Source organism: Streptomyces sp. NPDC058335, from assembly GCF_042723915.1.
Lineage (GTDB): Bacteria > Actinomycetota > Actinomycetes > Streptomycetales > Streptomycetaceae > Streptomyces.
Genome location: NZ_JBHXHX010000010.1, coordinates 108,207 through 130,567, shown reverse-complemented (window position 1 = coordinate 130,567; position 22,361 = coordinate 108,207). Strand labels below are relative to the sequence as shown.

The 22,361-nt window shown below is 71.8% G+C and carries 20 protein-coding genes, 1 tRNA gene and 1 pseudogene; 9 read left to right on the top strand and 13 right to left on the bottom strand.

Annotated features, from left to right (window positions below; translation table 11 throughout):
• Positions 1–4 precede the first annotated feature (4 nt).
• Complete coding sequence (locus ACFWJX_RS21255; protein ID WP_383245347.1) at positions 5–226, bottom strand: zinc ribbon domain-containing protein; 222 nt, start codon at positions 224–226, stop codon at positions 5–7.
• A gap of 287 nt (positions 227–513) precedes the next feature.
• On the opposite strand from ACFWJX_RS21255, the gene ACFWJX_RS21250 reads away from it, so the two are divergent.
• From ACFWJX_RS21250 to ACFWJX_RS21240, 3 genes are all read left to right on the top strand, one after another.
• Entirely contained in the window at positions 514–2,739 is a 2,226-nt protein-coding gene (locus tag ACFWJX_RS21250; RefSeq protein WP_383245741.1) for a transglycosylase domain-containing protein, read from the top strand.
• Between the two features lie 47 nt (positions 2,740–2,786).
• Positions 2,787–4,070: a hypothetical protein gene (locus ACFWJX_RS21245; RefSeq protein ID WP_383245344.1), complete on the top strand. Its 1,284-nt coding sequence runs from the start codon at positions 2,787–2,789 to the stop codon at positions 4,068–4,070.
• Positions 4,071–4,217: 147 nt separating this feature from the next.
• Complete coding sequence (locus tag ACFWJX_RS21240) at positions 4,218–5,393, top strand: amidase domain-containing protein (protein ID WP_383245341.1); 1,176 nt, start codon at positions 4,218–4,220, stop codon at positions 5,391–5,393.
• 16 nt (positions 5,394–5,409) lie between these two features.
• Here ACFWJX_RS21240 and ACFWJX_RS21235 read toward each other — a convergent pair whose 3' ends face one another.
• The 3 genes from ACFWJX_RS21235 to ACFWJX_RS21225 all read right to left on the bottom strand — a co-directional run bounded on the left by ACFWJX_RS21235 (position 5,410) and on the right by ACFWJX_RS21225 (position 8,333).
• A complete protein-coding gene (locus ACFWJX_RS21235) occupies positions 5,410–6,009 on the bottom strand; it encodes a DUF4383 domain-containing protein (protein WP_383245338.1) in 600 nt (199 codons plus the stop codon).
• Between the two features lie 102 nt (positions 6,010–6,111).
• Entirely contained in the window at positions 6,112–7,488 is a 1,377-nt protein-coding gene (locus ACFWJX_RS21230) for a hypothetical protein (protein ID WP_383245335.1), read from the bottom strand.
• A 74-nt stretch (positions 7,489–7,562) separates the two neighbouring features.
• Positions 7,563–8,333: a DUF4097 family beta strand repeat-containing protein gene (locus ACFWJX_RS21225; protein ID WP_383245332.1), complete on the bottom strand. Its 771-nt coding sequence runs from the start codon at positions 8,331–8,333 to the stop codon at positions 7,563–7,565.
• A gap of 217 nt (positions 8,334–8,550) precedes the next feature.
• Here ACFWJX_RS21225 and ACFWJX_RS21220 point away from each other — a divergent pair.
• Positions 8,551–8,625: transfer RNA gene (locus ACFWJX_RS21220), tRNA-Val, on the top strand.
• A gap of 247 nt (positions 8,626–8,872) precedes the next feature.
• Here the strand turns inward: ACFWJX_RS21220 and ACFWJX_RS21215 are convergent.
• Positions 8,873–9,493 carry a hypothetical protein gene (locus ACFWJX_RS21215; protein ID WP_383245329.1) on the bottom strand — a complete coding sequence of 207 codons (621 nt, stop codon included), beginning with the start codon at positions 9,491–9,493 and terminating at the stop codon, positions 8,873–8,875.
• A gap of 520 nt (positions 9,494–10,013) precedes the next feature.
• Between ACFWJX_RS21215 and ACFWJX_RS21210 the strand changes: the two are divergent.
• Positions 10,014–10,489 (top strand): annotated as a pseudogene (locus ACFWJX_RS21210) (TetR/AcrR family transcriptional regulator C-terminal domain-containing protein).
• A 67-nt stretch (positions 10,490–10,556) separates the two neighbouring features.
• On the opposite strand, the gene ACFWJX_RS21205 reads toward ACFWJX_RS21210, so the two are convergent.
• On the bottom strand, positions 10,557–10,904 hold the full coding sequence (locus ACFWJX_RS21205) for a hypothetical protein (RefSeq protein ID WP_383245326.1): 348 nt from the start codon (positions 10,902–10,904) through the stop codon (positions 10,557–10,559).
• Positions 10,905–11,011: 107 nt separating this feature from the next.
• Between ACFWJX_RS21205 and ACFWJX_RS21200 the strand changes: the two genes are divergently transcribed.
• Positions 11,012–11,545 carry a GNAT family N-acetyltransferase gene (locus ACFWJX_RS21200; RefSeq protein WP_383245323.1) on the top strand — a complete coding sequence of 178 codons (534 nt, stop codon included), beginning with the start codon at positions 11,012–11,014 and terminating at the stop codon, positions 11,543–11,545.
• Here the strand turns inward: ACFWJX_RS21200 and ACFWJX_RS21195 are convergent.
• On the bottom strand, positions 11,539–12,438 hold the full coding sequence (locus tag ACFWJX_RS21195) for a ketopantoate reductase family protein (protein ID WP_383245320.1): 900 nt from the start codon (positions 12,436–12,438) through the stop codon (positions 11,539–11,541). The two genes, ACFWJX_RS21200 and ACFWJX_RS21195, sit on opposite strands and share 7 nt — an antisense overlap.
• A gap of 124 nt (positions 12,439–12,562) precedes the next feature.
• On the opposite strand from ACFWJX_RS21195, the gene ACFWJX_RS21190 reads away from it, so the two are divergent.
• Positions 12,563–12,814 carry a DUF2277 domain-containing protein gene (locus ACFWJX_RS21190; protein ID WP_383245317.1) on the top strand — a complete coding sequence of 84 codons (252 nt, stop codon included), beginning with the start codon at positions 12,563–12,565 and terminating at the stop codon, positions 12,812–12,814.
• A 578-nt stretch (positions 12,815–13,392) separates the two neighbouring features.
• Here the strand turns inward: ACFWJX_RS21190 and ACFWJX_RS21185 are convergent.
• The 5 genes from ACFWJX_RS21185 to ACFWJX_RS21165 form a co-directional block, all read right to left on the bottom strand.
• Positions 13,393–14,004, bottom strand: coding sequence for a DedA family protein (locus tag ACFWJX_RS21185; protein ID WP_383245314.1), 612 nt, complete (start codon positions 14,002–14,004; stop codon positions 13,393–13,395).
• A gap of 226 nt (positions 14,005–14,230) precedes the next feature.
• Positions 14,231–14,686, bottom strand: a complete 456-nt coding sequence (locus ACFWJX_RS21180; protein WP_383245312.1) for a DoxX family protein — start codon at positions 14,684–14,686, stop codon at positions 14,231–14,233.
• A gap of 101 nt (positions 14,687–14,787) precedes the next feature.
• Positions 14,788–16,713, bottom strand: a complete 1,926-nt coding sequence (locus tag ACFWJX_RS21175; RefSeq protein ID WP_383245309.1) for an FAD/NAD(P)-binding protein — start codon at positions 16,711–16,713, stop codon at positions 14,788–14,790.
• Between the two features lie 171 nt (positions 16,714–16,884).
• On the bottom strand, positions 16,885–18,513 hold the full coding sequence (locus ACFWJX_RS21170) for an alkaline phosphatase D family protein (protein WP_383245306.1): 1,629 nt from the start codon (positions 18,511–18,513) through the stop codon (positions 16,885–16,887).
• A gap of 77 nt (positions 18,514–18,590) precedes the next feature.
• Positions 18,591–19,235 carry an HNH endonuclease family protein gene (locus tag ACFWJX_RS21165; protein ID WP_383245303.1) on the bottom strand — a complete coding sequence of 215 codons (645 nt, stop codon included), beginning with the start codon at positions 19,233–19,235 and terminating at the stop codon, positions 18,591–18,593.
• Between the two features lie 491 nt (positions 19,236–19,726).
• On the opposite strand from ACFWJX_RS21165, the gene ACFWJX_RS21160 reads away from it, so the two are divergent.
• Together ACFWJX_RS21160 and ACFWJX_RS21155 are read left to right on the top strand one after the other, a co-directional pair.
• Entirely contained in the window at positions 19,727–20,308 is a 582-nt protein-coding gene (locus tag ACFWJX_RS21160) for a TMEM165/GDT1 family protein (RefSeq protein ID WP_383245300.1), read from the top strand.
• A gap of 177 nt (positions 20,309–20,485) precedes the next feature.
• On the top strand, positions 20,486–21,160 hold the full coding sequence (locus ACFWJX_RS21155; RefSeq protein ID WP_383245297.1) for an HAD-IA family hydrolase: 675 nt from the start codon (positions 20,486–20,488) through the stop codon (positions 21,158–21,160).
• A gap of 43 nt (positions 21,161–21,203) precedes the next feature.
• Here the strand turns inward: ACFWJX_RS21155 and ACFWJX_RS21150 are convergent, their stop codons facing one another.
• Positions 21,204–22,289, bottom strand: coding sequence for a peptidoglycan-binding protein (locus ACFWJX_RS21150; protein ID WP_383245294.1), 1,086 nt, complete (start codon positions 22,287–22,289; stop codon positions 21,204–21,206).
• Between the last annotated feature and the right edge of the window lie 72 nt (positions 22,290–22,361).

Here is a 22,361-nt window from a genome sequence, read left to right as displayed (position 1 = left end):
GGTGTCAGCCGCAGCAGCCGCCGCCGCAGCAGCCGCCCCCTCCGCTCCCGCCGCCCGCCTTGGGCGCGGGGGCGGAGACCGTGCCGCCGACGGCTACGGTGGACAGGAGTTTGACCGTGTCGTCGTGGCCGGCGGGGCAGTCGGCGGGCGCGGCGGACTCCGCCATGGGACGGCTGAGTTCGAAGGTGTCGCCGCAGGTCCGGCAGCGGTACTCGTAGCGAGGCATGCCGCAAGATTAATCCCTCTCCGCGCGGACGCCGGTCCTCCTGTTTCGATGGTGTTCACATCTGTCGATTTCTTATGTGGAGAACTTGCGAAGGGCGCTGGTAATTTGAGGGCGCCGCGATGACCGCGAGGTTGGGGGATTCAGGGTTTGCTGCCGTTCCGACGGCAACCATGTCAGACCCTCGTACGTCTGTACGTCTGCCTACGCGAGCAATACCGAGTGCGGAGGGAGACATAGTGACCCAGGCGGGGCAGGGGGAGGAGCCCCATGAGCCGGCCGACGCCACCATGCAGTTGAAGGTTCCCGCCTCTTTCAGGGCGGACGAGACCATGCAACTGCGGGTGCCACCGGAGGGCATACCGGGTAGTGAGGATGATCCCGACATACCGGGCCAATCGTCCATACCTGGATCCTCCATATCCGGATCCTCCGTATCCGAAGACCGGCGGAAGGGCAGAAAAGCCCCCCGCCCGCCCGTGCGTTCCCGGCTCACGACCGCCTTCGGCTCCCGACTGGCACCCCTCGTCGCCGTCCTCGCCCCGTACGCCGCGCGCCTCACGGCCTTCCTCGCCCCGTACGCACGCCGGGTGCGCCCGCGGTACCCGCGGCCCGGCCGCACCGGCTGGCGGCGCTGGATACCCTCCTGGCGGCAGTCGCTCGGAGGCGTCCTCGCCACCCTGGGCATGAGCAGCCTCTTCCTGGTCGTCGCCTACGCCGCCACCGACGTCCCGGACAACCTCAACACCTACGCCACCCAGCAGGACAACGTGTACTTCTGGGCCGACGGGACGCCCATGGCCCGCACCGGCTGGGTGCAGCGGCAGGCGATGCCCCTCAAGGACATCCCCGAGGACGTCCGCTGGGCCGTCCTCGCCGCCGAGAACGAGAGCTTCTACAGCGATCCCGGCATCTCCTTCAAGGGCATCAGCCGCGCCCTGTTCCGCACCCTCGGCCAGGGCGACACCCAGGGCGGCTCCACGATCACCCAGCAGTACGTCAAGAACGTCTACCTGAACCAGAGCCAGACGGTCCGGCGCAAGTTCACCGAAGCGATGATCGCCCTCAAGCTCGACAACCAGATGAGCAAGGACGACATCCTGGAGGGCTACCTCAACACCAGCTGGTTCGGCCGCGGCACCTACGGCATCCAGCGCGCCGCCCAGGCCTACTACGGCAAGGACGTCAGCGAGCTGAACGCCAGCGAGGCGGCCTTCCTCGCCGCCCTCCTCAAGGGCGCCGGGCTCTACGACCCGACCCTGAGCAGCGCCAACCGCGCCCGTGCCGTCGAGCGCTGGACCTGGACCCTGGACCGGATGGTCGTCATCGGCAAACTCTCCAAGGCCGAGCGGGCCACGTACAGGAAATTCCCCGAGCCGCTCAAGAGCAATCCGATGTACGACACCGGTGAGCAGAGCGACTACCTCGTCGAACTCGCCTCCCAGTACGCCAAGAAGTCCGCGAAGATCGGCGACAAGGACTTCGACCTCGGCGGCTACCAGATCTACACGACCTTCGAGAAGGACCGTGAGACGCAGCTCACCGACGCCGTCACCAAGGCCCGCGACAAGGCCCTGAAGGACGACCCGAAGAACGCGAAGACCGCCCACTACGGCGCCGCCTCGGTGGCCGCGGACGGACGGATCCTCGCCGTCTACGGCGGCCCCGACCACCGTACGCAGGGCTACAACGAGTCCAACGCCACCACCGTCCCGGCCGGCTCCGCCTTCATGCCGTTCGTGTACGCGGCCGGGCTCGAGCACGGGGTGCACAAGACGCGGGACGGCGAGGCCACGCCGGTCACCGGGGAGTCCGTCTACGACGGCGACGACGACGTGCCGGTGACCACGCCGGAGGGGCCGTACTGGGACCGCAGCGGCAAGAAGGTCGCCGCCAGCAACGACGACGACAAGTCCTACGGGCAGATCTCCCTGCACCGGGCGCTGGCCCTGTCGGTGAACACGCCGTTCATGCAGCTCGGCATGGACACCGGCCTGGACAAGGTGCGCGCCACCGCCGAGGCGGCCGGACTGCTCTCCTCCAGCCTCGGGGCGCAGGTGCCCGCGATGACGCAGGGCAGCTCCACACCGAGTGCCATCCGCATGGCCAGCGGCTACTCCACCTTCGCCGCGGCCGGCAAGCACACCGAGCCGTACTCCGTGCGGCAGATCACCCACAACGGCACCAAGGTCCCGCTGAACCTCCCCAGACCGGCCCGCGCGGTCGGCGCCGACACGGCCGAGGAGGTCACCTCCGCGCTCACCGAGTCCTTCCGCACCGCCCACCCCGACGCGGCACCCGACGGCGTCCAGGTGGCGGGGAAGGCCGGCACCACCCAGGACGACAAGTCCGCCTGGTACGTCGGCACGCACGAGGCCGTCTCCACGGCTGTCGTCGTCTACCGCATCGACCTGGCGAAGAGTCTCGAACCGCTGCCGCTGAAGGGCATCGACGGCACAGCGGACGACAGCGTCCCCTACGGCATCTGGTCCAGAGCCATGAGCCCGCTCGACTGACGCCGGGCCGCACCGCAGTCCCCGAACCCCTCGAGAATGAGCCGCACATGACGCCACCGTCGGGCCGCCGCCGCAAGGCCCGGGCAACGAACCGCCCCGCCGCCGCCCATCCGGGTTTCCTGACCCTGGCGGCCTTCCTCGTCGTCGCCTCCCTGGTGGCGGGCTATCTGGTGCTGAGCCGCACGGACAACACCGCGCCGACCGCCTCCGCCGGCAAGGGCGGCAAGGCGACGGCGTCGGCGGGCGAGGAGCCGGAGTGGGACGGCAGGACGAAAGTGCTGGGGGACGGCTCCACCTCGTACACCGGCCCGCAGAAGGGCGGCCTGAAGCCCGTACCGCTCAAGCCGGGTGAGAAGCCGCCCCAGTTCGTCGTCTTCTCCTGGGACGGCGCCCTGGCCGGCGACGACGGCCTGTTCACCCACTACCGGGAGATGGCCAAGAGGTACAACGCCCACATGACCTTCTTCCTCACGGGCATCTACCTGCTGCCCAAGAGCAAGGCGGACCTCTACAACCCGCCGCAGCACCCCAAGGGATCGGCGGCGATCAGCTTCCCCACCGACGAGCACGTCCGCACCACGCTGGAGGACCTCGCCAAGGCCTGGGAGGAGGGCAACGAGATCGGTACCCACTTCAACGGCCACTTCTGCGGCGCCAAGGGCGGCGGCGACTGGAGCGTCGAGGAGTGGAAGAGCGAGATCGACCAGTTCTTCGACTTCGCCGAGAAGTGGAAGACGAACACCGGCTACACCGACATGGACCCGCTGCCCTTCGACTTCAGGAAGGCCGTCGTCGGCGGCCGTGCGCCCTGCCTGGAGGGACAGGCCAACCTGCTGAAGGCCGCCAAGAGCTACGGCTGGCGCTACGACGCCAGCTCGGCCGGCGACTTCCAGATCTGGCCCACGAAGAAGGACGGCATCTGGGACTTCCCGCTCCAGATGCTCCCGTACGAGGGCGGCAAGTACCAGGGCCTCTCCATGGACTTCAACTTCCTCTACAACCAGTCCGAGGGCGAGACCCAGGGCGACCCGGCCAAGTACCCGCAGTGGCAGCAGGAGACCGTCGACTCCTACATGGCCGGATTCAACCGCGTGTACTACGGCAGCCGGGCCCCGCTGTTCATCGGCAACCACTTCGAGGAGTGGAACGGCGGCATCTACATGAAGGCCGTCGACGAACTCATCAAGACCGTGTGCGTCAAGAAGGACGTCAAGTGCGTGTCCTTCAAGGAACTGGCCGACTGGATGGACGTGCAGACGCCCGCCACGCTGGAGCGGCTGCGCACCCTCGACCCGGCCCAGTCGCCGGACTGGTCGACCGTCGTCCAGTAACCGGGTTGACACGGGACGCGGTTGTGCAGTGACGGTCCTATAACTCCCTCGCCCACACGGCCGCCCCCCTCTTCACACGGGCCACACATGGCATGCAAAGATGCGCTACCCCGGCATCCAGCCGCCGGGGCAAGAGGGGAAACATTCGTGAAGTCAAGGAAATTGAGCCGTACGCGGCGCCGCGCCGCGATACTCGGGGCAGCCGCCACCTCCGTCGTCGCAGGCGTGGCCCTGCTGCCCAACTGGAGCGCCGGCGCGGCGGTCGTCGACGACCCCAAGGTGGACGCCAGGACCAAGGCCACCTTCCAGCGCCTCGCCGACGCGGTGTTCACCGACCGCACCGAAGCCCTGGTCGACGGCAAGCAGGACAACCGTGGGAAGCCGCTGACCGACGGCTTCTCCGGTGACGTCAAGCTGTCGTCGAAGCAGAACCGCACCGAGGACGCCACCCTGTCCTCGCTGGACCAGCGCAAGGAGCGGCTCGCCCAGCTCGGCGAGAAGTACAGCAAGGGCAGCACCTCCGTCACGCTGGACGCCACGAACGTGAAGGGCCGCAAGGCCAAGGTCGCGGTCACCGAGACCACGACCCTCACCTACGAGAAGGTCCGCGGCGACGAGCCGAAGGCGACCGGCTTCCAGGCCCACCACGAGCTGACGTTCACCGCCGACCGCCACGGCAACTGGCAGCTGACCGGCATCCGCGACACCGACGAGGGCCTCGCGGTGAACCAGACGGCCAGGCCGTCCGTCGCGCCCATGGTGGCGACCACCACCAGCACCACGCCGTCGGCCCCCAAAGCGTCGACCTCGTACCCCGGCCCGGCGAACGCGAAGGACTTCACCGCCGGCGGCCTGGACTACAAGGCGATGGCCACGTACGCCAAGCAGTACTGGTCGAACTACAACTCCGCCTACCCGGACTTCAACGGGCAGGGCGCGGGCGGCGACTGCACCAACTTCGTCAGCCAGGCCCTGAAGGCGGGCGGCTGGAAGCACGTGCCCGGCTATGTGTACGACTACACCAGGTGGTTCGGCAACGCCGACATCCAGTCGCACTCGTTCATCGGCGTCAACGAGTGGTCCTGGTTCGCCCAGAACTCCAAGCGGACTACCAGCCTCGCCAACGTCTACCAGATGGACGTCGGAGACGTCCTCCAGGTCGACTTCGACAAGGACGGCTCCAAGGACCACACCATGATCGTCACGTCCCGCAGCCGGGGCGTCCCGTACCTGACCTACCACTCCACCAACACCTACAGCAGGTCGGTGGCGAGCATCATCGCGTCGTACCCGACCGCCGCGTACTACGCCTACCGCACCTGACCGGTACGGTCCCCGATCAGGGCCTCGGCGGGCCCTGATCATCAGGCCGGGACGTCTCCCGGCGCTCCGCCGGGAACTGCTCCCGCCGCTCACGGTCGCGGTCCCGTTCCTCCGCCAGTTCGGGGTGACGGGCCCGCCAGTACGGGTTGTCGTGCGGCAGGGCCGAACCGACCCTGCCGTACATCCCGAAGACCAGCAGCAGGATGCCGATCACAAAGCTGAGCATGCAGTTCTGGATCTCGAACGCCAGGAAGTTGTAGTCCGTCTCCAGCAGGCCCATGTTCAGGAAGCCGCTGGCCACGAACAGCACGCCGAGCGTCATGTTCAGCGTGGACGCGAAGTTCCCGCCGATCACCATGCCGACGAGCAGCAGCAGGCCGACGGCGACCGACAGCCAGCTGAGCGCGCCGTTGGTGTTGAGGCTCCAGACGGTGTCCCCGCCGGTGTCGAAGAAGCCGATCCGGTCGATGATGCCGAAGATCCCGAAGACGAGCAGCCCGAGGCCCATCAGACCGGCGCCGATCCGGTAGACCGTGTTCAGACGGTGATCGACGGGCAGGTGGTCGTCCAGCCTGATCCGCCGCCGAGTCCCTGAGTGCATGAGCTGGGTGGCCATCTCCGCCTCCCTTGGAAGCGCTGCGTGAGCCGAGTCGTACGCCCCTCCAATATCCGCCCGGTGCGCGTCGGGGGCAACGCAGAGCCTGGGTGTGCGGTGGGCTCAGTGCCCGGCGCCGCGGTCCTCGCGGATACGGCTCACCACGTCGGACACCGCGTGCCGGACGGCCTCCGTCTCGGTCAGGAAGTGCCAGTAGTCCGGGTGGCGGTTCTCCAGGGTGGCGATCGCCCGCTCCAGCCGGGCCACCGCCTCGTCCAGCGGCCGCGCGTCCCGCGGGTCGGGCGTGTGGCGACCGGCCATCGCCAGCCGCTGCGCGTCCCGGATCGCGAAGCGGGTCCGCTCGATCTCCTGCCGCGGATCCTTCTGCACGGCGTTCAGCCTGGTCAGCCGGTCACCGGCGGCCGAGACGGCCTCGTCGGTGGAGTTCAGCAGGGCCCGCGCCGTCGACAGCAGCGCCGTCGCGTCCGGCCAGCGCTGGGCGTCCCGCGCCCTCTGCGCCTCGGCGAGCTTCGCCTCCGCCTGCCGTACGTGCTCCACAGACTGGTCGGGGACGTGCTGGAGGTCCTGCCAGCAAGCCGCGGTGAAACGCCGGCGCAGCTCGCTCAGGATCGGTTCGACCTGCCCGGACCGGGTCGTCAGCGCCTGCGCGCGCGTGCGCAGGGACACCAGCCGGTGGTCGATCTCGGCGGCCCTCTCCGGCAGCCGCTCGGCCTCCGCCCGGACCGCCTGCGCCTCGCGGGAGACCCGCTCGGCCCGCTCCAGGGTCCCCGGCACGCCGTGCTGCCCCGCGCCCTGGTTGAGCTTGGTCAGCTCGGGCGCCAACGCGGCCAGCCGGGCGGCGAGACCGTCCGCCTTCAGACCCGTCTCCCGGACCGCGTCCAGCGCGTTCGACGCGGCCAGCAGGCTCTGGCGGGCCCGCTCCACGGCGGGCGCCAGCCGGGCCAGCTGCGTCTCCGCCTTGCCGAGGAGCGGCCCGAGGCCGTCCGTGAACCGGTCCAGCTCGCCCTTGACGCGGACCAGTTCGGCCTTCGCGCGGGTCAGCTCGCCGCGCGCCTGCGTGGCGGCGGAGGCCTCCAGGTCGTCCCGGTCCAGGTCATGGGCGTCGACGGCCTGGATGTACTGGTGACTGGCCTCGTCGATGCGCCGGCCGATGGCCTCGAAGTCGGCGACCGCGCGCCGGGCGGCGGGCGAGGGGTCGACCGCGGTGATCGTCTCGATGGAGATCCGCAGATCCCGCTGGGCGGTGTCCAGTTCGTAGAAGGCGGCCGCGGCGGCGTCCTTCGCGGCCTGCGCCTCCGCCCGCTGGCTCTCGGCCCGCCCGCCGAACCAGCGCCGGGTGCCACCGCCGGCGAACGCGGCGGGGGGCAGCAGGACGACGGCGACGAGGGGAAGGGCGGCGAGTGCGAGGGTGTCCCCGAGCGCCCGCAGCCGGGCGCGCGGTGCCGACGGCGAGTACGGCCGCGCTGGTGTCGCCGTCACATCCCTCTCCCGTGCTGTGGTTCGCCCTGCCCGGAGTCATTCTCCCACCGGTTAATGACGAACACACGGGCACGTTAGTTCGCGTTCCGCACGGTGACTTTCCCGTCGCCGCTGCGCGCGGACACGACGTGCTCGCTGGAGTCGTCGCGGGGTACGGACACGTCGACCGAGCCGTCCCCGGTGCGGGTCGTCACCTTGTAGGTGGCCCGCGGCAGTTCGATCGTCACGGACCCGTCGTCGCTGCCGGACTCCACCTGGTCCGGTACGGCCTCCAGGCCGAGGCGGATCGAGCCGTCGCGCGTGTGGGCGCTGACCTGGCGCGAGGAGACCTGTGCTCGTACCGAACCGTCGTCCGAGCGCAGGTCCAGGGGCCCGCTGGAGTCGGTGACCCGGACCGAGCCGTCCGCGGTGCGGATGCTCAGGGCGTCCTGGAAGCCCCGCGCGCGGACACTGCCGTCGTCCTCCTCCACCTTGACGGCGACCCCGCGCGGCACCTCGATGCGGTGCTTGGCCGAGCAGTCGGCGACCACGCCCGAGCAGTGCGTCCGCAGCACCAGCCGGTCGTCCTTCATCGACCAGGTGACCTCCGGTCCGTCGCCCACCAGGACCGAGCCGTCGAACCAGCGGGTGACCTGGACCGTGCCCTTGCGGTGCTCGTCCGACGCGACGATCTCGAGCGCCGAGTCGTCGGAGTCCACGGTGAGGGTGGCACCCTCCAAAGCGAACGACCGGTGGTCGGGATGCTCGTCGTCCCCCGCAGAGGAACAGGCGGTCCCGGTGGCGGCGAGCGCGACGACGGCCCCCGCGGCGAGCACCGTACGGACCTTGACGGTGAAACGGGCCATGATGATCTCCCCCTGCGGCGGACCCCGCGGCCCGCGTGGATGCCTCTGTTCTCGACACCCACGACGGTAGGGAGACATGGTCGGCCGGACGATCCGGCCGACTCCCGGATCCGGGGTGGGGTTAACCCCCGGACCCCCGTGACGCCCGGCGCGGCCCGCTCCACGGATGCGGTTTGCCGGGCACGGCCTCGGGCAATGTAGGCTGTCGACTCGTCCTGGGTGCGTAGCTCAGGGGTAGAGCGCCTGCCTTACAAGCAGGATGTCGGCGGTTCGAAACCGTCCGCGCCCACCAGGTAGATAAGCCCTGCTCAGCAGGGTATTGGCGGCCCTCCGGAGTTGTCTCCGGGGGGCCGCTGGCATGCTCGCGGTCCTGACGTTCCGGTACAGGGCGTCCCAGGTCCGGCCGACCGGGACCAGCTCGCCGCCGGTCGGCACGGCAGCGACGAACGCGAGCCAGGCGTCCAGGACGGCCCCCGCTGGTGGGCGGAGGCCGTCGGTGCGCTCGGGGTCCGTGCGCGCCGGATGCAACTACGGCCGGGTCAGTAATTGGCGTTGGCGAGGATCTCGCCGTCCTTGTCGTACACGGTGACCAGGCCGTTGTCCGACTCATAGCACGACGTGAAGGCGGAGGCGACGAGCTTGCCGTCGCCCTGGTGGGGGCCCATGAGGCCGCCGGAGAAGTCGGTGAACACCTCGGCAGCGTCGAGGATGTCGTTGCGCTTGTCGGCGCCGGTGACCTTCGTGACGTGCTTGACGGCGGTCTTCTCGGTCGCGGTGCCGGTCTTGGCCACGCAGGCCTGGAACTGCTCGGCCTGCGTCTTGGTGGACTCGGCGGGCGCCTCCTCCTCGGCGGGCCCTTCCTCCGCGGGCTCGTCCTTGACGTCGTCGGTCGTCGGCTTGTCGGCGGCCGCCACGGACTTGTCCTTGTTGCTGTCGTCGGTGGAGTCACCGCCGCTCGTCGCGGCGCCGATGACGCCGATCACGACGAACAGGCCGATGATGCCGGCGCAGCCCAGGCCGATGATCTTTCCCGCGCTGGACTTCTTGGGCGGGAGCGGCCGGAACGGCGGGGTGGCGTATCCCGGAGGTGTCTGGGGGCCACCCCATCCGGGCTGCTGCTGGTTGGGCTCGTGCGGCTGCTGCGGGTGCTGCTGGCTCATGTGGTCCCCTGAGGTGAATATGACTTGCGGGTGTGTGACTGGTGAAGGGCTTGTGCGGTTGCCGCAGGTCGGTGGAATTCACCTGATCGGGGTGAAGTCCGACAGTGTGTACGCCTGTCTCGCCGGCAATCGCACGTGTGTGCGCACCGGATCGGCGTCGTCCGGCACCGTCTTGCAGGCGCCGACACCGCTGCCTGGGGGGATGCTGAGCTTCGGTGGGTGCCTGGGTGCCTGGGGGCCGGGGTGAGCGGAGCGGTGCCAGGCCCTGGCTGGTGATCGATCTCCCCGGGTTGGCCCCACCTGGCCTGCCGCCGCGTAGACAGTGCCTGCCAGGAGGGCGATGACCCTGTGCCCCGCCGGCTTCTCCACGTGGGGCACCGCCGCATCACCCGCCCTGCCGGCAGCCCCGCGGTGCAGCCGCGAAGCCCATCTCACCGTCCCCTTGGCCAGCCGCGCCGTCCCCGTGGGGCGACCGAGGGACCTGAACCGCGGCTGATCTCGAGAGGAGTTGCTCGACCTGATGGTCGACGCCGTCCACGCCGGGATCCGGCCGGTCGGGGACGGCTGGCGGGAGGTGCTGCGGTCTCTTGCCGAAACCGCCCGGCACGCCGCTCACGAGCATGAATGGCTCGCCGATCCACTGGGTGGCCGACCCCAGCTCGGGCCGCACGCGCTGGCCAACGGGGAGACCGCGGTGGCCGCACTGGGCGGCGTCGACGTGGACGCCGTCATGCCGGTGGTCACCGCGGTCAACGCGTACGTGATCGGGGCGGTGCGTCGGGAGATCGCCGAGCGGCGTGCCGAGCGGGCCACCGGGATGGACGAGAGGCGTTGGCAGGCCTCGCTCGGGCCCTATCTGGAGCGGACCTTCGCCCCGGCCGATTTCCTGCGCTGGCCACGGTGGTGCGCGATGCCGCCCACCTGGACGCCGACCGGACTTTCCGGATGGGCCTCGACTTCCTGCTCTACGGCATCGAAGCCCGCTTCCCGAGGTGACGCCCGCCAGGAGTGCGCGAGGGTCCCCGGGTTCTCCCGGGGGCCCTCTCGCATGTCGTGGGCGGCGCTAGGCTTCCTCACCGGATGGTGGCGTCTCGTGGGCGTGCTTGAGGCGCATGCGGGCCTCCACGCGGTCGGTGGTGCCCATCTCCGCCCAGAAGCGGTGACCGGACACGAACACGGCCAGTTCGTGCTCGCGCCGACGGAGCTTCTCCACCTCGGCCTGCTCGTCGGCCGTCCAGCCGGGGGAGGCAGGGCGCTCCACCTTGCGCCAGCCGCCGTCGTCGCTGAAGCCGTCCAACGGCTCGACCGACCAGGGCAGCCGCTTCAGCAGGGCCGACAGCTCGGCCCGGACCTGATGCAGCTCCTCCTGGCCGGCGCGCAGGTCGCTGGGAAAGTCATAGGTCGTAGCCACGCGGCAATGGTACGCGTGTTCGATTTCGAGTCGCGAGTTTCTGGGAGTGGTTCATCCGTTCGAATGAAGGAAGGGGTGATGTCAGACCCCTGTCCTACGGTGGCTGCATGGACGTCACTGGTGTGGAGACCGGCGTGGAGCAGGTGCGGTTGGTGCCCTGGGGGGAGGGCGACTTCTGGCTGCTGGAGCGGAACAACAGTCCGGAGATGACCGACCATCTGGGCGGGCCGGAGACCCCGGAGAAGCTCGCCGGCCGTCACCGGCGGTATCTGGAGCTGGACTCGGGGCGGATATACCGGGTCGTGCTGGGCGAGGGCGGGGAGACCGTCGGGTCGATCGGTTACTGGGAGCGGCCCTGGCAGGGCGAACCGGTCTGGGAGACGGGGTGGGCGGTGCTGCCCGAGTTCCAGGGCAGAGGGCTGGCGGTGCGGGCGGCCCGCGCGGTCACCGAGGCCGTCAGGAAGGACGTGCGGGAGACCGGCGGCCACCGGACCCTGCACGCCTTCCCGAGCGTGGATCACCCCGCGTCCAACGGGGTGTGCCGCAGAGCGGGCTTCACTCTGCTCGGCCAGTTCGACTTCGAGTACCCGAAGGGGCACTGGATCGCGTCGAACGACTGGTACGTCGACCTGAGTCAGTAGCCCGCTTCCCGCAACTCCCGCACCAGGCGCGTCGCCACCGGTACCGGCACTTCATGCCGGTCGGCCGCGCGGAGCAACGCCCCGCCGATCGCGTCCAGTTCCAACGGCCGACCGGCCTCGGCGTCGCGCTGCATGGACGACCTGGTGGCCGGCGGGAAGGCGTCGTAGCGGGCGAGTGCCGCCGCCGGGTCGGCGGGGGCGCCGCAGGCGCTGCTCACCGCGGCCGTCTCCGCGACCAGGGCGGTCAGATCCTCGCGGTGGCGTGTCCTCACCTCGCCGAGGGGCAGCGCGTGCCGGGTCGTGAGGAGGGCGAAGGGGGCGAGGAACGCCATCTTCGCCCACAGCGCGGCCGTCTCGTCCGGCAGGACACGGGTCGTCGGGCCGGCCTCCGTCAGCGCCCGCGCGAGGGCGTCGAGGCGGGGGCGGGAGACCTGGTCGCCGGTGAGGTCGACCTCCGCGAACGGGCTCGCGTGCTCGATCACGCCCGCGGCGGCCCGCGTCGACTCCACGCGGATGACGGCCGGGGCGACGGCCTCCGGGCCGTACCGGGCACGCAGGGCCGCCGGGTGCTCGACGCCGTTCAGGAACGGCACGAGGAGGGCGTCGCCGAGAGCGGCGGAGGGGATGCGGGTCAGGGCCGCGTCGAGGGAGGTGTGCTTGACGGTGATCAGGACGGCGTCGACGGGGACGCGGAGTTCGGTGTCGGCCGCCACGGGGACGGTGAAGTCGCCGAACCGCGCGCTGCGGACGCGCAGGCCGTGGGTGCGCAGGTGGGTGGCCGTGTCCTCGCCGGACAGACAGATCACGTGGTGTCCCGCGCGGGACAGGAGGCCGGCGAGGAGACCGCCGATGCCCCCCGGGCCGAGGATCGCCAGAGTGAGCTTGTTCGCCATGGTGCTGCTGTTCCTCTCGTCGGTCGGCCCCGGGTGTGGTGGCCGCCTCGGAGGTGATCATGGCAGGGGGCGGCGGATGAGGAAAGGGGCGACGGATCGGGGTCCGCGGGGTGAGACTGGGGGCATGTGCCGGAGTATCAAGACGCTTCGCCCGCCTGTGCTGGCCGAGGAGGCCACCGAGGACGAGATTCGGGCTGCCGCCCTCCAGTACGTGCGGAAGGTGTCCGGGTTCCGGGCGCCGGCCGCGCACAACCGGGAGGTGTTCGAGCGAGCGGTGGACGCGGTGGCGGAGGCCACGGCGGAGCTGCTGGCCGAGCTGGAGGTACGGGGGTCTGCGCGGTCGGCTGCGCGGTCGGCCGCGCCGGGCGGGGGGTGACGGTGCGGGTCGGCTGCGCCGGGCGGGAGTGACGGTGTGCGGGTCGGCTGCGCCGGGCGGCGGCTCATCGTGCGGGTCGGCTGTGGTGCGGGGTGGGTCGCGTGGCCCGGCGCTGCCGGGGTGCCGCCTGCGCCCACCCGTGCCGCCCCAGGCGGCACGCATGCCCGCAGACGGCGGCGGATGGCCGCTGACGGCGGGCGTGTGCCCGCAGGCGGTGGTGGGTGCCGCAGGCGGCGGGGGGTGGCCGCTGGCAGCGGGTGTGTGCCCGCAGGCGGTGGTGGGTGCCCGCAGGTGGCCGGGGGTTGCCGCTGACGGCGGTGGATGCCCGCTGGCGGCAACGGGTGCGCCCAGGCTGGGCGGGCGGGCGAGGCCGCGTGCCCGCAGACGCGGTGCGTGCCCGCAGGTGGCCGGTGGTGGTGGCCTTTGTGGTGCCGGGTGGGGCGATTCAGCCCGTCCGGCGATTGAGGACGAGGCCCGTTCAGGGCCGATCGGGGGTCTGGGGGCGGAGCCCCCAGGGGGTGCGAGGGCCGGCGCTGCGTGGAGTAGGCCGCTCCGGCGCCTGCCGAACCCCCAGCGGGTTACGCGGGCTGGCGGCGCATGATGTACGCCGCTCCGGCGCCTGCGGCGAAGAGGGCCAGGAAGGACACCCCCGTCGCCAGCCACGTCGCGCCGAGCCACGTCGCGCCGAAGTAGCCGAGGGCGACGCTGTATGCCGCCCAGGAGAGGCCGGCGAGGGCCGACCAGGGCAGGAAGTCGCGGACGCGCCGGTGCGCGGCGCCCGCGATGAGGGAGACGACCGACCGGCCGGCGGGTGCGAACCGGGCGAGGACGACCAGCGCGCCGCCACCCTCCGCGAGGGCCCCGCCGAGACGTTCCTGCGCGGTGGTCAGCCGCCGGGAACGGGAGATCGCGCGGTCCAGCCGCGCCCCGCCGCGCCGGGCGAGCCGGTAGGCCGCCAGATCTCCGAGGACGGAGGCGGTCGCCGCGGAGAGGATCAGCGCGAGGATGTCGGGCACCTCGTGCGGCAGCCGCCCGGTCGCCGCCCCCGATCCCGCGGCCGCGGCCGTCGCCGCCGTGATGACGAGGACGCCGCTGGGCAGCACCGGCAGGAACACGTCCAGGAGGACCGACAGGGCCACCAACGCGTAGATCCATGGGGCGCCGATCAACGCCCCCACACTCTCGAACACCGCGAAATCTCCCCGTCGTCTCCCCCGTGCGACCGAACCGTGCCGCTGTGTCGCGGGGGAGCGGCAGGTGCGGCCAATGACAGCCAGACAGCGTACGCCCGGGGTGTGACAGGAGGTTCACCGGGGGCTCGTGTGTTCAACACGGTGTGTTCACACGAGGACGCTCCGTCCACGCGCGAAGCGCCCTTCCCGCGGCTGCGGAAAGGGCGCGAGGGGGCGCGTGAGGTCAGGCCGCGACCGGGGACTGTTCCGCGGCCGGCTTCCGCTCCGAGGTCGTACGCCGGGCGAACAGCCGGTCCGCGCCGAGCGCGCCGGAGCCGGTGAAGATCAGCAGCAGGAAGGCCCAGGCGAACATCGCGGAGGCCTCGCCGCCGTTCTCGATCGGCCACAGGGCCATCGACTGGTGGACGTCGAAGTACGCGTAGGCCATGGAGCCCGAGGCGAGGAAGGCGGCGGCGCGGGTGCCCAGGCCGAGCAGCGTCAGGCTGCCGCAGACGAGCTGGATCACGGCGGCGTACCAGCCGGGCCAGGTGCCGGCGTCGATGGTGCCGCCGTCGCTGCCGGCCGCTCCGCCGAGGACGCCGAAGAGCGAGGCGGCGCCGTGGCAGGCGAAGAGCAGTCCGACGACGATCCGGAACAGGCCGATCGCGTAGGGCTGTGCGCTGTTAAGACGAGCGGACATGTGGGGGGGTACTCCTTCGGTGTCGGTCGTACGGCATGCCCTGGGGCGAGCAGGCCGCGTGGGGGCGGCGGTACCGAATGAGCGACCTACGTTAGGCGCGCCTAATCAATGCTTGCAAGTTCAACATTTGGCCACGGCCGGGATTCCGTTTGAGGTTCCGTTTCGGAGGCCATCGCACGTAGGGCGGCTCTGGCCACCGCGTCCGCGTCCGAAAGCGTGACCGAATCCACCCCTGGGCGGGCCCCCGTGGCCGTCACCCAGTGCACGCCCTCCGTGGGCACGCCGAAGGCGAACCGCCGTGCGTGACAACGTCCCTGACGGTCAATCAGATGGTAAGGGCGCTGTGTCACGTCCAGCCCTCCCGTCTCGTAACCGTCCACCGTGTGCGGCCGGCACTGCCCGGTCCTCAGCAGGTGGGCGAGGAGCGCGTCGCCGGTGCCCCGCAGATCCGGTTCCGGAAGCCGGGCCTCTATGAGGGTGGTCACACGGACGTCCGACCCGGGCACCTCCGGGGAGTGCGCGTGCCAGGCCCCCTCCTCCTCCCGCACCTCCAGCCGGGGGCCGAGCACCGTCAAGACCCCCGTCTCGACCAGCGCGGCCAGCTCCTCGATGCGGCGGCGGGGCGGCCCGATGGACAGGAAGGCGTTGAGCGGGGTGTACCAGCGGTCGAGGTGGTCCCGGCGGGAGGCGCCCGCCAGGCCGCCGTGGTCGACGACCAGCCGCACCTCGTTGCGCAGATCGCGCAGCACGTCCAGGGCCGCCTTCGACGGGCCCCGTACGTTGCCCAGCGCGGCCTCGGCGGCGTCCCGGCGCAGATACGCCGACAGCCACTCCCGCCACTGCCCCGGACCCGCGAACTCCCGTCCCGTAAACGGCCGGGAGATCCGGTCCCAGTTCCAGCGGTCGGCCTCCGGCACGCCGAACGCATCGAGCAGCGCGGCCTCTTGAGGGGACCCGTGCGGCACGGAGAGGAAGCGCCCGGCGAACTCCGGACGCCGTACCACAGGGACGAGGGCCGTGTAGTAAACCGTTTCTACCTCCTTCGCCACCAGGGGCCATATCTCCGTCAGGAAGTCGGGCGCCTCCCCGGAGTCGGCGCGCTTGCGGAAGGCCGAGATCACCTCGGGCGTGAGGACGAGCGGGGCGTGACGGCCGTAGGGGCCCTTGGCGTTGTCGCCGCGCGCCTGGTACGGCACGCCGCGCCGCGAGCCTGCGTACAGGCGTGGCTCGTGGCCGGAGGGTATGTACCGCAGGCCGCCCGCGGCGGGGAGGAAGCGGCCGCCGCGGCCGGTCGTCAGCAGGGCCATGTGGTCGAAGAAGTTCAGGCCCAGGCCGCGCAGCAGCACCGGCTCGCCGGGGCGGACGGAAGAGAGGTCGACGTCGGCCGGGTTGGCGGGCGGGACATGGCGCAGGCCGTGCCGTTCGGCGTGGGCGGCGTGACGCCGGTGGGCGGCGTCGGCGGCCACCGGGAGGTGGCCCTGGGCGAGGACCACGGCGGACAGGCCGGACAGCACCCGGCCGTCGTCCAGGGTGAGCACCTGGCGGCCGTCGGCCCCGTCGTCGAGCCGGACCGCGCGGGCCGCGTGCGTGTGCACCCGCACCGGGTCCGGCGCCGCCCGCACGGTCCGCGCGAACACCCACTCCAGATAACGGCCGTACTGCGGGCGGGTCGGATACTCGTCCGGGCCCAGCGCACCGCCCGACCACTCGTGCAGGCTCGGGCCGGGCCGGACGGGCCCCGCGCAGTCCACGCTGTCGTCGGTGAACAGGGTCACCTGCGAGGCCACCGTGTTCATCAGCAGCTCCGGCGACTGCGCCGTACGCCAGACCCGGCCGGGCCCCGGCGGTGCGGGGTCGACGACATGGACCGTCAGCCGTACGCCGGGCGGGAGCAGGTCGGGCGCGGAGGCGCAGAGGCGTTCCAGGACGCTGGTGCCGCGTGGTCCGGCACCGACGAGGGCGACGGCGACGGCGGCGGACGCCGACGCCGGGCGGAGGGGCGCCGGTTCCGTGTTCGCTGAGGACAAAGGGGGGACTCCCGGGCGGGTGGGGCGCAATGGAGCGGACCGCCCACGGGACGCACCGGACCCGTGCGGCTCACACGGCTCACTGGAAGCGGACGGTCCGCCTCATCATGCCCCCGCGTCCGGCGGAGGCCAACGCGGCCCCCACCGGCCCCGGTCGTCCCCCGCATTCCGCTAACGAGAGGTCAGTTCGGACTCCTCCACGAGGACGAGCCCGCGGTCCGCGCGGGCGTGTTCCAGCCGCAGCCGGGCCGAACGCCCGCGCAGGGTCAGCGTCATGAGCTGGTTGCCGAACCAGGGGCCGCCGGTCTTGCGCCAGTCCACGGGCGGCCGCGGCGAGCGCCCGTGCCGTCGGAAGCGGCGCCCCAGGGCGCGGGCGAGGGCACTCCACCCGAAGCGGAAACCCACGCGTATCGACAGCGGGATGGAGTTGTGGACCGGCGAGCAGGTGAGTTGCAGGACCCGCGCGTCGGGCGCGTCGCCGGGCCAGCGCGCCTCGGCGACGTAGGCGTGGTGCACGTCCCCCGACAGCACGAGCACGCTCGCCGGTGCCTGCGGCCCCGTCCCCGCCTCGGCCAGCAGCCGGGTCAGCGCGGCGAAGGAGTCCGGGAACGCCGCCCAGTGCTCCAGGTCCGCCGCCCGCCGCACCTTCTCCCCGATCCGCGCCCAGCGCGGCCCGCGTTCACCCCGGCACAGGGCCGCGTTCCACGCCTCGGCGTCGTGCACCAGGTGCGGCAGCAGCCAGGGCAGGGAGGTGCCGACGAGGAGATGGTCGTACGACCCCGGCGCGTCCAGGGCCTGTTCGCGTACCCAGCGCGCCTCCCCGGCGTCGAGCATCGAGCGCTCGTCCTCGGCGAGGACCCGCGCGGCCCGGCTGTCCACCATCAGCAGCCGGACCCGCCCGAAGTCGCGCCGGTAGCTCCAGCGCACGCTCGCCGGTTCGGTGTCGGCCCGGCAGGCGAAGTCGCGCACGAGGTCGGTGCCGTCGGGCGTGTCGAGGACGGCCGCGTAGAGCGGGTCGGCGGCCAGGGCGGCGGGGGAGACGTTCCCGAGGTGCTGGTACACCCAGTACGACATCAGGCCGCTCAGCACCCGCTCGCGCCACCAGTCGGTGGCCCGCATGTCGGCGACCCAGGCGGCGGAGGTGTTCCAGTCGTCTATGACGTCGTGGTCGTCGAAGATCATGCAGCTGGGCACGGTGGACAGCAGCCAGCGGACCTCGGGATCGAGCCAGGACTCGTAGTACAGCCAGGTGTACTCCTCGTAGTCGGCGACCTCGCTGCCCGGCGGTTCGGTGAGGTCGCGGCGGCCCGCGATGCGCCGCCTGGTCCCGTCCGAGGTCTCGTCCGCGTACACCTGGTCGCCGAGCAGCAGCAGGACGTCGGGCCGCTCGCCCTCCGGGTCGGCGGCGATCCGCGCGGCCAGGCTGTCCAGGGCGTCGGGGCCCACCGGGTCGTGCTCGCCGGCCGGGGGCGACGCCCACCGGCAGGACCCGAAGGCCACCCGTACGTCGTCGTCGCCGGCCGGGGTGCGGATGGCCGAGGGCGGGAAAGGGGAATCGGCGGGCGGCCACACGCGTGTGCCGTCGAGGAACACCTCGTACGGCGTGGCCGTGCCCGGGGTGAGTCCGGTGACCGGGATCAGGGCGTAGTGATGGCCCGCCACCTGGAAGGTGTGGGTCGTACCGCCGGAGCCGTCCGCGCAGCGCACCTCGGCGGCGCACGGACGGCTCGCCTCGATCCAGACCGTCGCGGACGCACCGTCGGCGTATCTCAGCAGGGGTCCCAGCCGCAGTCCGGCCACGTGATCGCCTCCTCCGTCGCCCCGTACGGTACGGAACGACGGAGGAGGATGGGGAGATTCCTCGACGGGATTTCGGATCAGCAGCTCGCGAGGTAGTTGGTGAGGGCGCTCTTCTCGGCGGAGTCCACGGAGAGGCCGTAGTAGTACTTCACCTGGACCCAGGCGCGGACGTACGTGCAGCGGTAGGCCGTGCGCGAGGGCATCCAGGTGGCGGGGTCCTGGTCGCCCTTGGCCTGGTTGACGTTGTCGGTGACCGCGATGAGCTGCGGGCGGGTCAGGTCGTTGGCGAAGGACTGGCGGCGGGCGGTGGTCCAGCTGTCGGCGCCGGAGTCCCAGGCCTCGGCGAGCGGCACGAGGTGGTCGATGTCGACGTCGGAGGCGGCGGTCCAGGTCGCGCCCTCGTAGACCGAGTACCAGCTGCCGCTGGTGGCGGCGCAGGCGGAGTCCTGGACGACGTTCGTGCCGTCGCGCTTCAGGACGACCTCGCGGGTGTTGCAGGTGCCGGACTGGGTGATCCAGTGCGGGAAGAGGTCGCGGTTGTAGCCGGTGCGGTCCTCGGTCGCCACGGTGAGCGAGGCGAGGTAGGTGCGGGCGGTGCTGGCGCTGACCGGGGTGGGGAGGGCCGCGGAGGCGCTCGGGGAGTTGAAGAGGGCGGCGGAGGCTATCAGTCCGGTGAGCGCCGCGAGTATGCTGACCCGTCGACGCGCGTAGAACTTCGACATGCGAACTCCCTTGGGGGGTGGGGGTGTTGCGGTGCGAGCGAGGGAATGCTCGCGGGGCCGCGTTGCGGGGAGGTGTGCGCGCGGTAAGAAGCTAGTGACGTGTGCATGACACAACAAGGGGTGTGACGGGACTTTCGGTCCCGCGGTCGCTCCGGTGGCGGGCCCAGGGTGCTCCCGCAGTCGGGCCCAGGGTGCTCCCGCGGCCGACCGCCGGGTCCGCTCCGCGGTCGGCCCCGGCGGTCGGTGCGAGGGTCACGTACTATGGACGGCGCAGAAGGGGAGTAGCTCTTCGCCGGACCGTCGACATACTGCTCAGCTCGTCTGAGCCGGCGCCCGGAGGCAGACCGTCACCCGGTCGGCCAGCGAGACCTTCGGCAAGCAGTGCACCTCCGTGCCGTACGGCACGGAGCAGACGTGTGCTGCCGTGCCGAGGCGTCCTGTGCGAAGGAAACAGCACTCTCGGTGGGGCAGCCCCGACCGATTGAGGACCCTTGATCAGCCTGACCGTGACGGCGCTCGTCTTCGGCGTCGTCTTCCTCGCCGAACTGCCGGACAAGACCGCCCTCGCCGGCCTCGTCCTGGGCACCCGCTACCGCGCCTCGTACGTCTTCGCCGGCGTCGCCGCCGCCTTCGCGCTGCACGTCACGCTCGCCGTCGCGGCCGGCAGCGTGCTGACCCTGCTGCCGCAGCAGATCGTGCACGCGCTCACCGGCGTGCTGTTCCTGGGCGGCGCGGCCGTGCTGCTGATGAAGAAGGACGAGGACGACGAGGAGATCCGCAAGCCCGAGAACCAGTCCTTCTGGAAGGTCTCCGGGGCGGGCTTCATGCTCATCCTCGTCGCCGAGTTCGGCGATCTGACGCAGATCATGACGGCCAATCTCGCCGCCCGTTACGACGACCCGCTCTCCGTTGGGCTCGGCGCGGTGCTGGCCCTGTGGTCGGTGGCCGGACTGGGCATCGTCGGCGGAAAAGCCCTGATGAAGCGGGTGCCGCTGAAGCTGATCACCCAGATCGCGGCGGTGCTGATGCTGGGCCTCGGAGTGTGGAGCCTGTGGGAGGCGATCACCGGCTGAGCCCGGCGCGAGAGCTGAACGGAAGGTGAACCTTCCCGGGGCGGGTGGCGTGCGGGCCCGACTGTTTTGTACCGTAGGGAAACAAAGTGGCTCCCGTCCGTTTTCCCTGACCGGCGGGCGGGGCCGCCTTGTTTCCCGCGTGCCCGCGCACGCGCCCGTCCGCGCTGGGAGTCGCCGATGCCGGCCGCCGTGTCCACCACCGTCCTGACCGCCCGTGCCCTCCTCCTCGACATGGACGGCACCCTCGTGAACTCCGACGCCGTCGTGGAACGCGTCTGGCGGCGCTGGGCCGACCGGCACGGCCTGGACGGCGACGAGGTGATGAAGGTCGTCCACGGCCGCCAGGGATACGCCTCGATGGCCGTCCTGCTGCCGCACCGCCCCATGGAGCAGAACCTCGCCGACAACGCGCGGATGCTCGCCGAGGAGACCGCCGACATGGACGGCGTCGTCCCGGTGCCCGGCGCCTCCGCGTTCCTCGCCTCCCTCCAGGACGTCCGGCACGCCCTGGTCACCTCGGCGGACGCCCCCCTCTCGACGGCCCGCATGGCCGCGGCGGGCCTGCCCCTCCCCGGGATCCGCGTCACCGCGGAATCGGTCGGCGCGAGCAAGCCGGACCCCGAGGGCTTCCTCAAGGGTGCGGCCGAGCTGGGCGTGGCCCCGGCCGAGTGCGTCGTCTTCGAGGACTCGGGGGCCGGAATCGCGGCGGGGCGCGCCGCGGGGATGCGGGTGGTGGGGGTCGGGGCGCGGGCGGTCGCGCACCGGCCGGACGTGGTGGTGGGGGATCTGACGGAGGTGCGGGTGGAGGTCGTGGGGGACGGGGTCCGGATCCGGATTCACATCGGCGACTGATCAGCCCGATGCCGGGTGCGCGCGGCCCAGCCCGACCGGGCCGCTACGGCTCCTTCGTCTCCGACTCCAGGCTCGTCCGGGTGGCCGCCCCGTACTCGCCCAGCTCGTCCCCCTGGATGCCCCGCGACCACTGGTAGTTGCGGAGGGCTTCCTCGACCCGGTTGCCGAACACCCCGTTCGCCTCGTCGTTGAAGAGGTACAACTGCCGCAGCCGTAGCTGGAGTTCGGTCACCTCGGGCCCCCGGTCCCCGCGGCGCAGGACGGTCACCTCGCCGCTGCCGCCCTCCGCGCCGTTCCCCGGCGCCAGGGACCCCGTGGTGGGGGTGGTCGGCGCGCTCGGGCTCGGCTCGGTCGTGCGGGAGGGCGACGGGGAGGCGCTGGACTCCGTGGCGGACGGTGACGGGCTCGCGCTCTCGGAGGGCGACGGCGAGGCGCTCGACGCCGACGGGGACGCGGAGCGGCTCGCCGACGGCGACTCCGGGGGCGCGCTGGTCGAGGTGTCCGGAACGGCCGCCCGGACCTCCTCCGGGGCGGCCTGGTCGCGGCTCGGCGTCTCGTAGGAGAACATCCCGCTCGCGAACCCGGCCGCGGCGATCACGGCGACGGCGGCACCGGTCGACGCGATCAGCAGCGTACGGCGCCGTCGGCCGCGCGGGGCCTCGCCGTCGTCGTACGGCCCGCTCCCGGAGTCCCCGTGGGCCTCGAACAGGCTCAGGTCGGTGTCGCTGGGCGTCGAGCCGGAGGGCGCGAGCGGCGTCGGCACCGGGGCCGTACCGGACGGGGCCACGGCACGCAGGGTCATGGTCGCGTCGGACACCGCGTCACCGGGAGGCGCGGGCGGAACCGCGGGCAACGGCACCGTCACGTCACCGGCGGCATCCTCCCCGCCGCCCCCGGCAGCTTCCCCCAGCTCCACGTACGGCCGTATCCGCAGCGGATCGAAGCCCTCCGCCGCGGCCACCTCCGCCTCGCGGGTGTCGCGCAGGGCGTCGGAGGCGCGCTGCGCGCACGCGCACGACGGGGTGTTGTCCGCCTCCCGGAGCGCGCCGCACTGCGGGCACGGGTGCCCATGCCGCTCCGGGCGCACCGGTTCACCCGGTCGCCCCTGCCGGTCCGTCGGATCGTTCACCCGTTCGTCCCTCCCCATCCAAACTCCAAGGATTATGCAGATCCTCCACACAACTGGCTGCCCGCGACCCCC

Coding starts and splice junctions, on each gene's coding strand:
- ACFWJX_RS21195 (WP_383245320.1), bottom strand. CDS start 12,438: ATGGCGAACAAGCTCACTCTGGCGATCCTCGGCCCGGGGGGCATCGGC.
- ACFWJX_RS21180 (WP_383245312.1), bottom strand. CDS start 14,686: ATGTCCGCTCGTCTTAACAGCGCACAGCCCTACGCGATCGGCCTGTTC.
- ACFWJX_RS21215 (WP_383245329.1), bottom strand. CDS start 9,493: ATGAGCCAGCAGCACCCGCAGCAGCCGCACGAGCCCAACCAGCAGCAG.
- ACFWJX_RS21155 (WP_383245297.1), top strand. CDS start 20,486: ATGCCGGCCGCCGTGTCCACCACCGTCCTGACCGCCCGTGCCCTCCTC.
- ACFWJX_RS21200 (WP_383245323.1), top strand. CDS start 11,012: ATGGACGTCACTGGTGTGGAGACCGGCGTGGAGCAGGTGCGGTTGGTG.
- ACFWJX_RS21190 (WP_383245317.1), top strand. CDS start 12,563: ATGTGCCGGAGTATCAAGACGCTTCGCCCGCCTGTGCTGGCCGAGGAG.
- ACFWJX_RS21245 (WP_383245344.1), top strand. CDS start 2,787: ATGACGCCACCGTCGGGCCGCCGCCGCAAGGCCCGGGCAACGAACCGC.
- ACFWJX_RS21165 (WP_383245303.1), bottom strand. CDS start 19,235: ATGTCGAAGTTCTACGCGCGTCGACGGGTCAGCATACTCGCGGCGCTC.
- ACFWJX_RS21255 (WP_383245347.1), bottom strand. CDS start 226: ATGCCTCGCTACGAGTACCGCTGCCGGACCTGCGGCGACACCTTCGAA.
- ACFWJX_RS21225 (WP_383245332.1), bottom strand. CDS start 8,333: ATGGCCCGTTTCACCGTCAAGGTCCGTACGGTGCTCGCCGCGGGGGCC.
- ACFWJX_RS21235 (WP_383245338.1), bottom strand. CDS start 6,009: ATGGCCACCCAGCTCATGCACTCAGGGACTCGGCGGCGGATCAGGCTG.
- ACFWJX_RS21250 (WP_383245741.1), top strand. CDS start 514: ATGCAGTTGAAGGTTCCCGCCTCTTTCAGGGCGGACGAGACCATGCAA.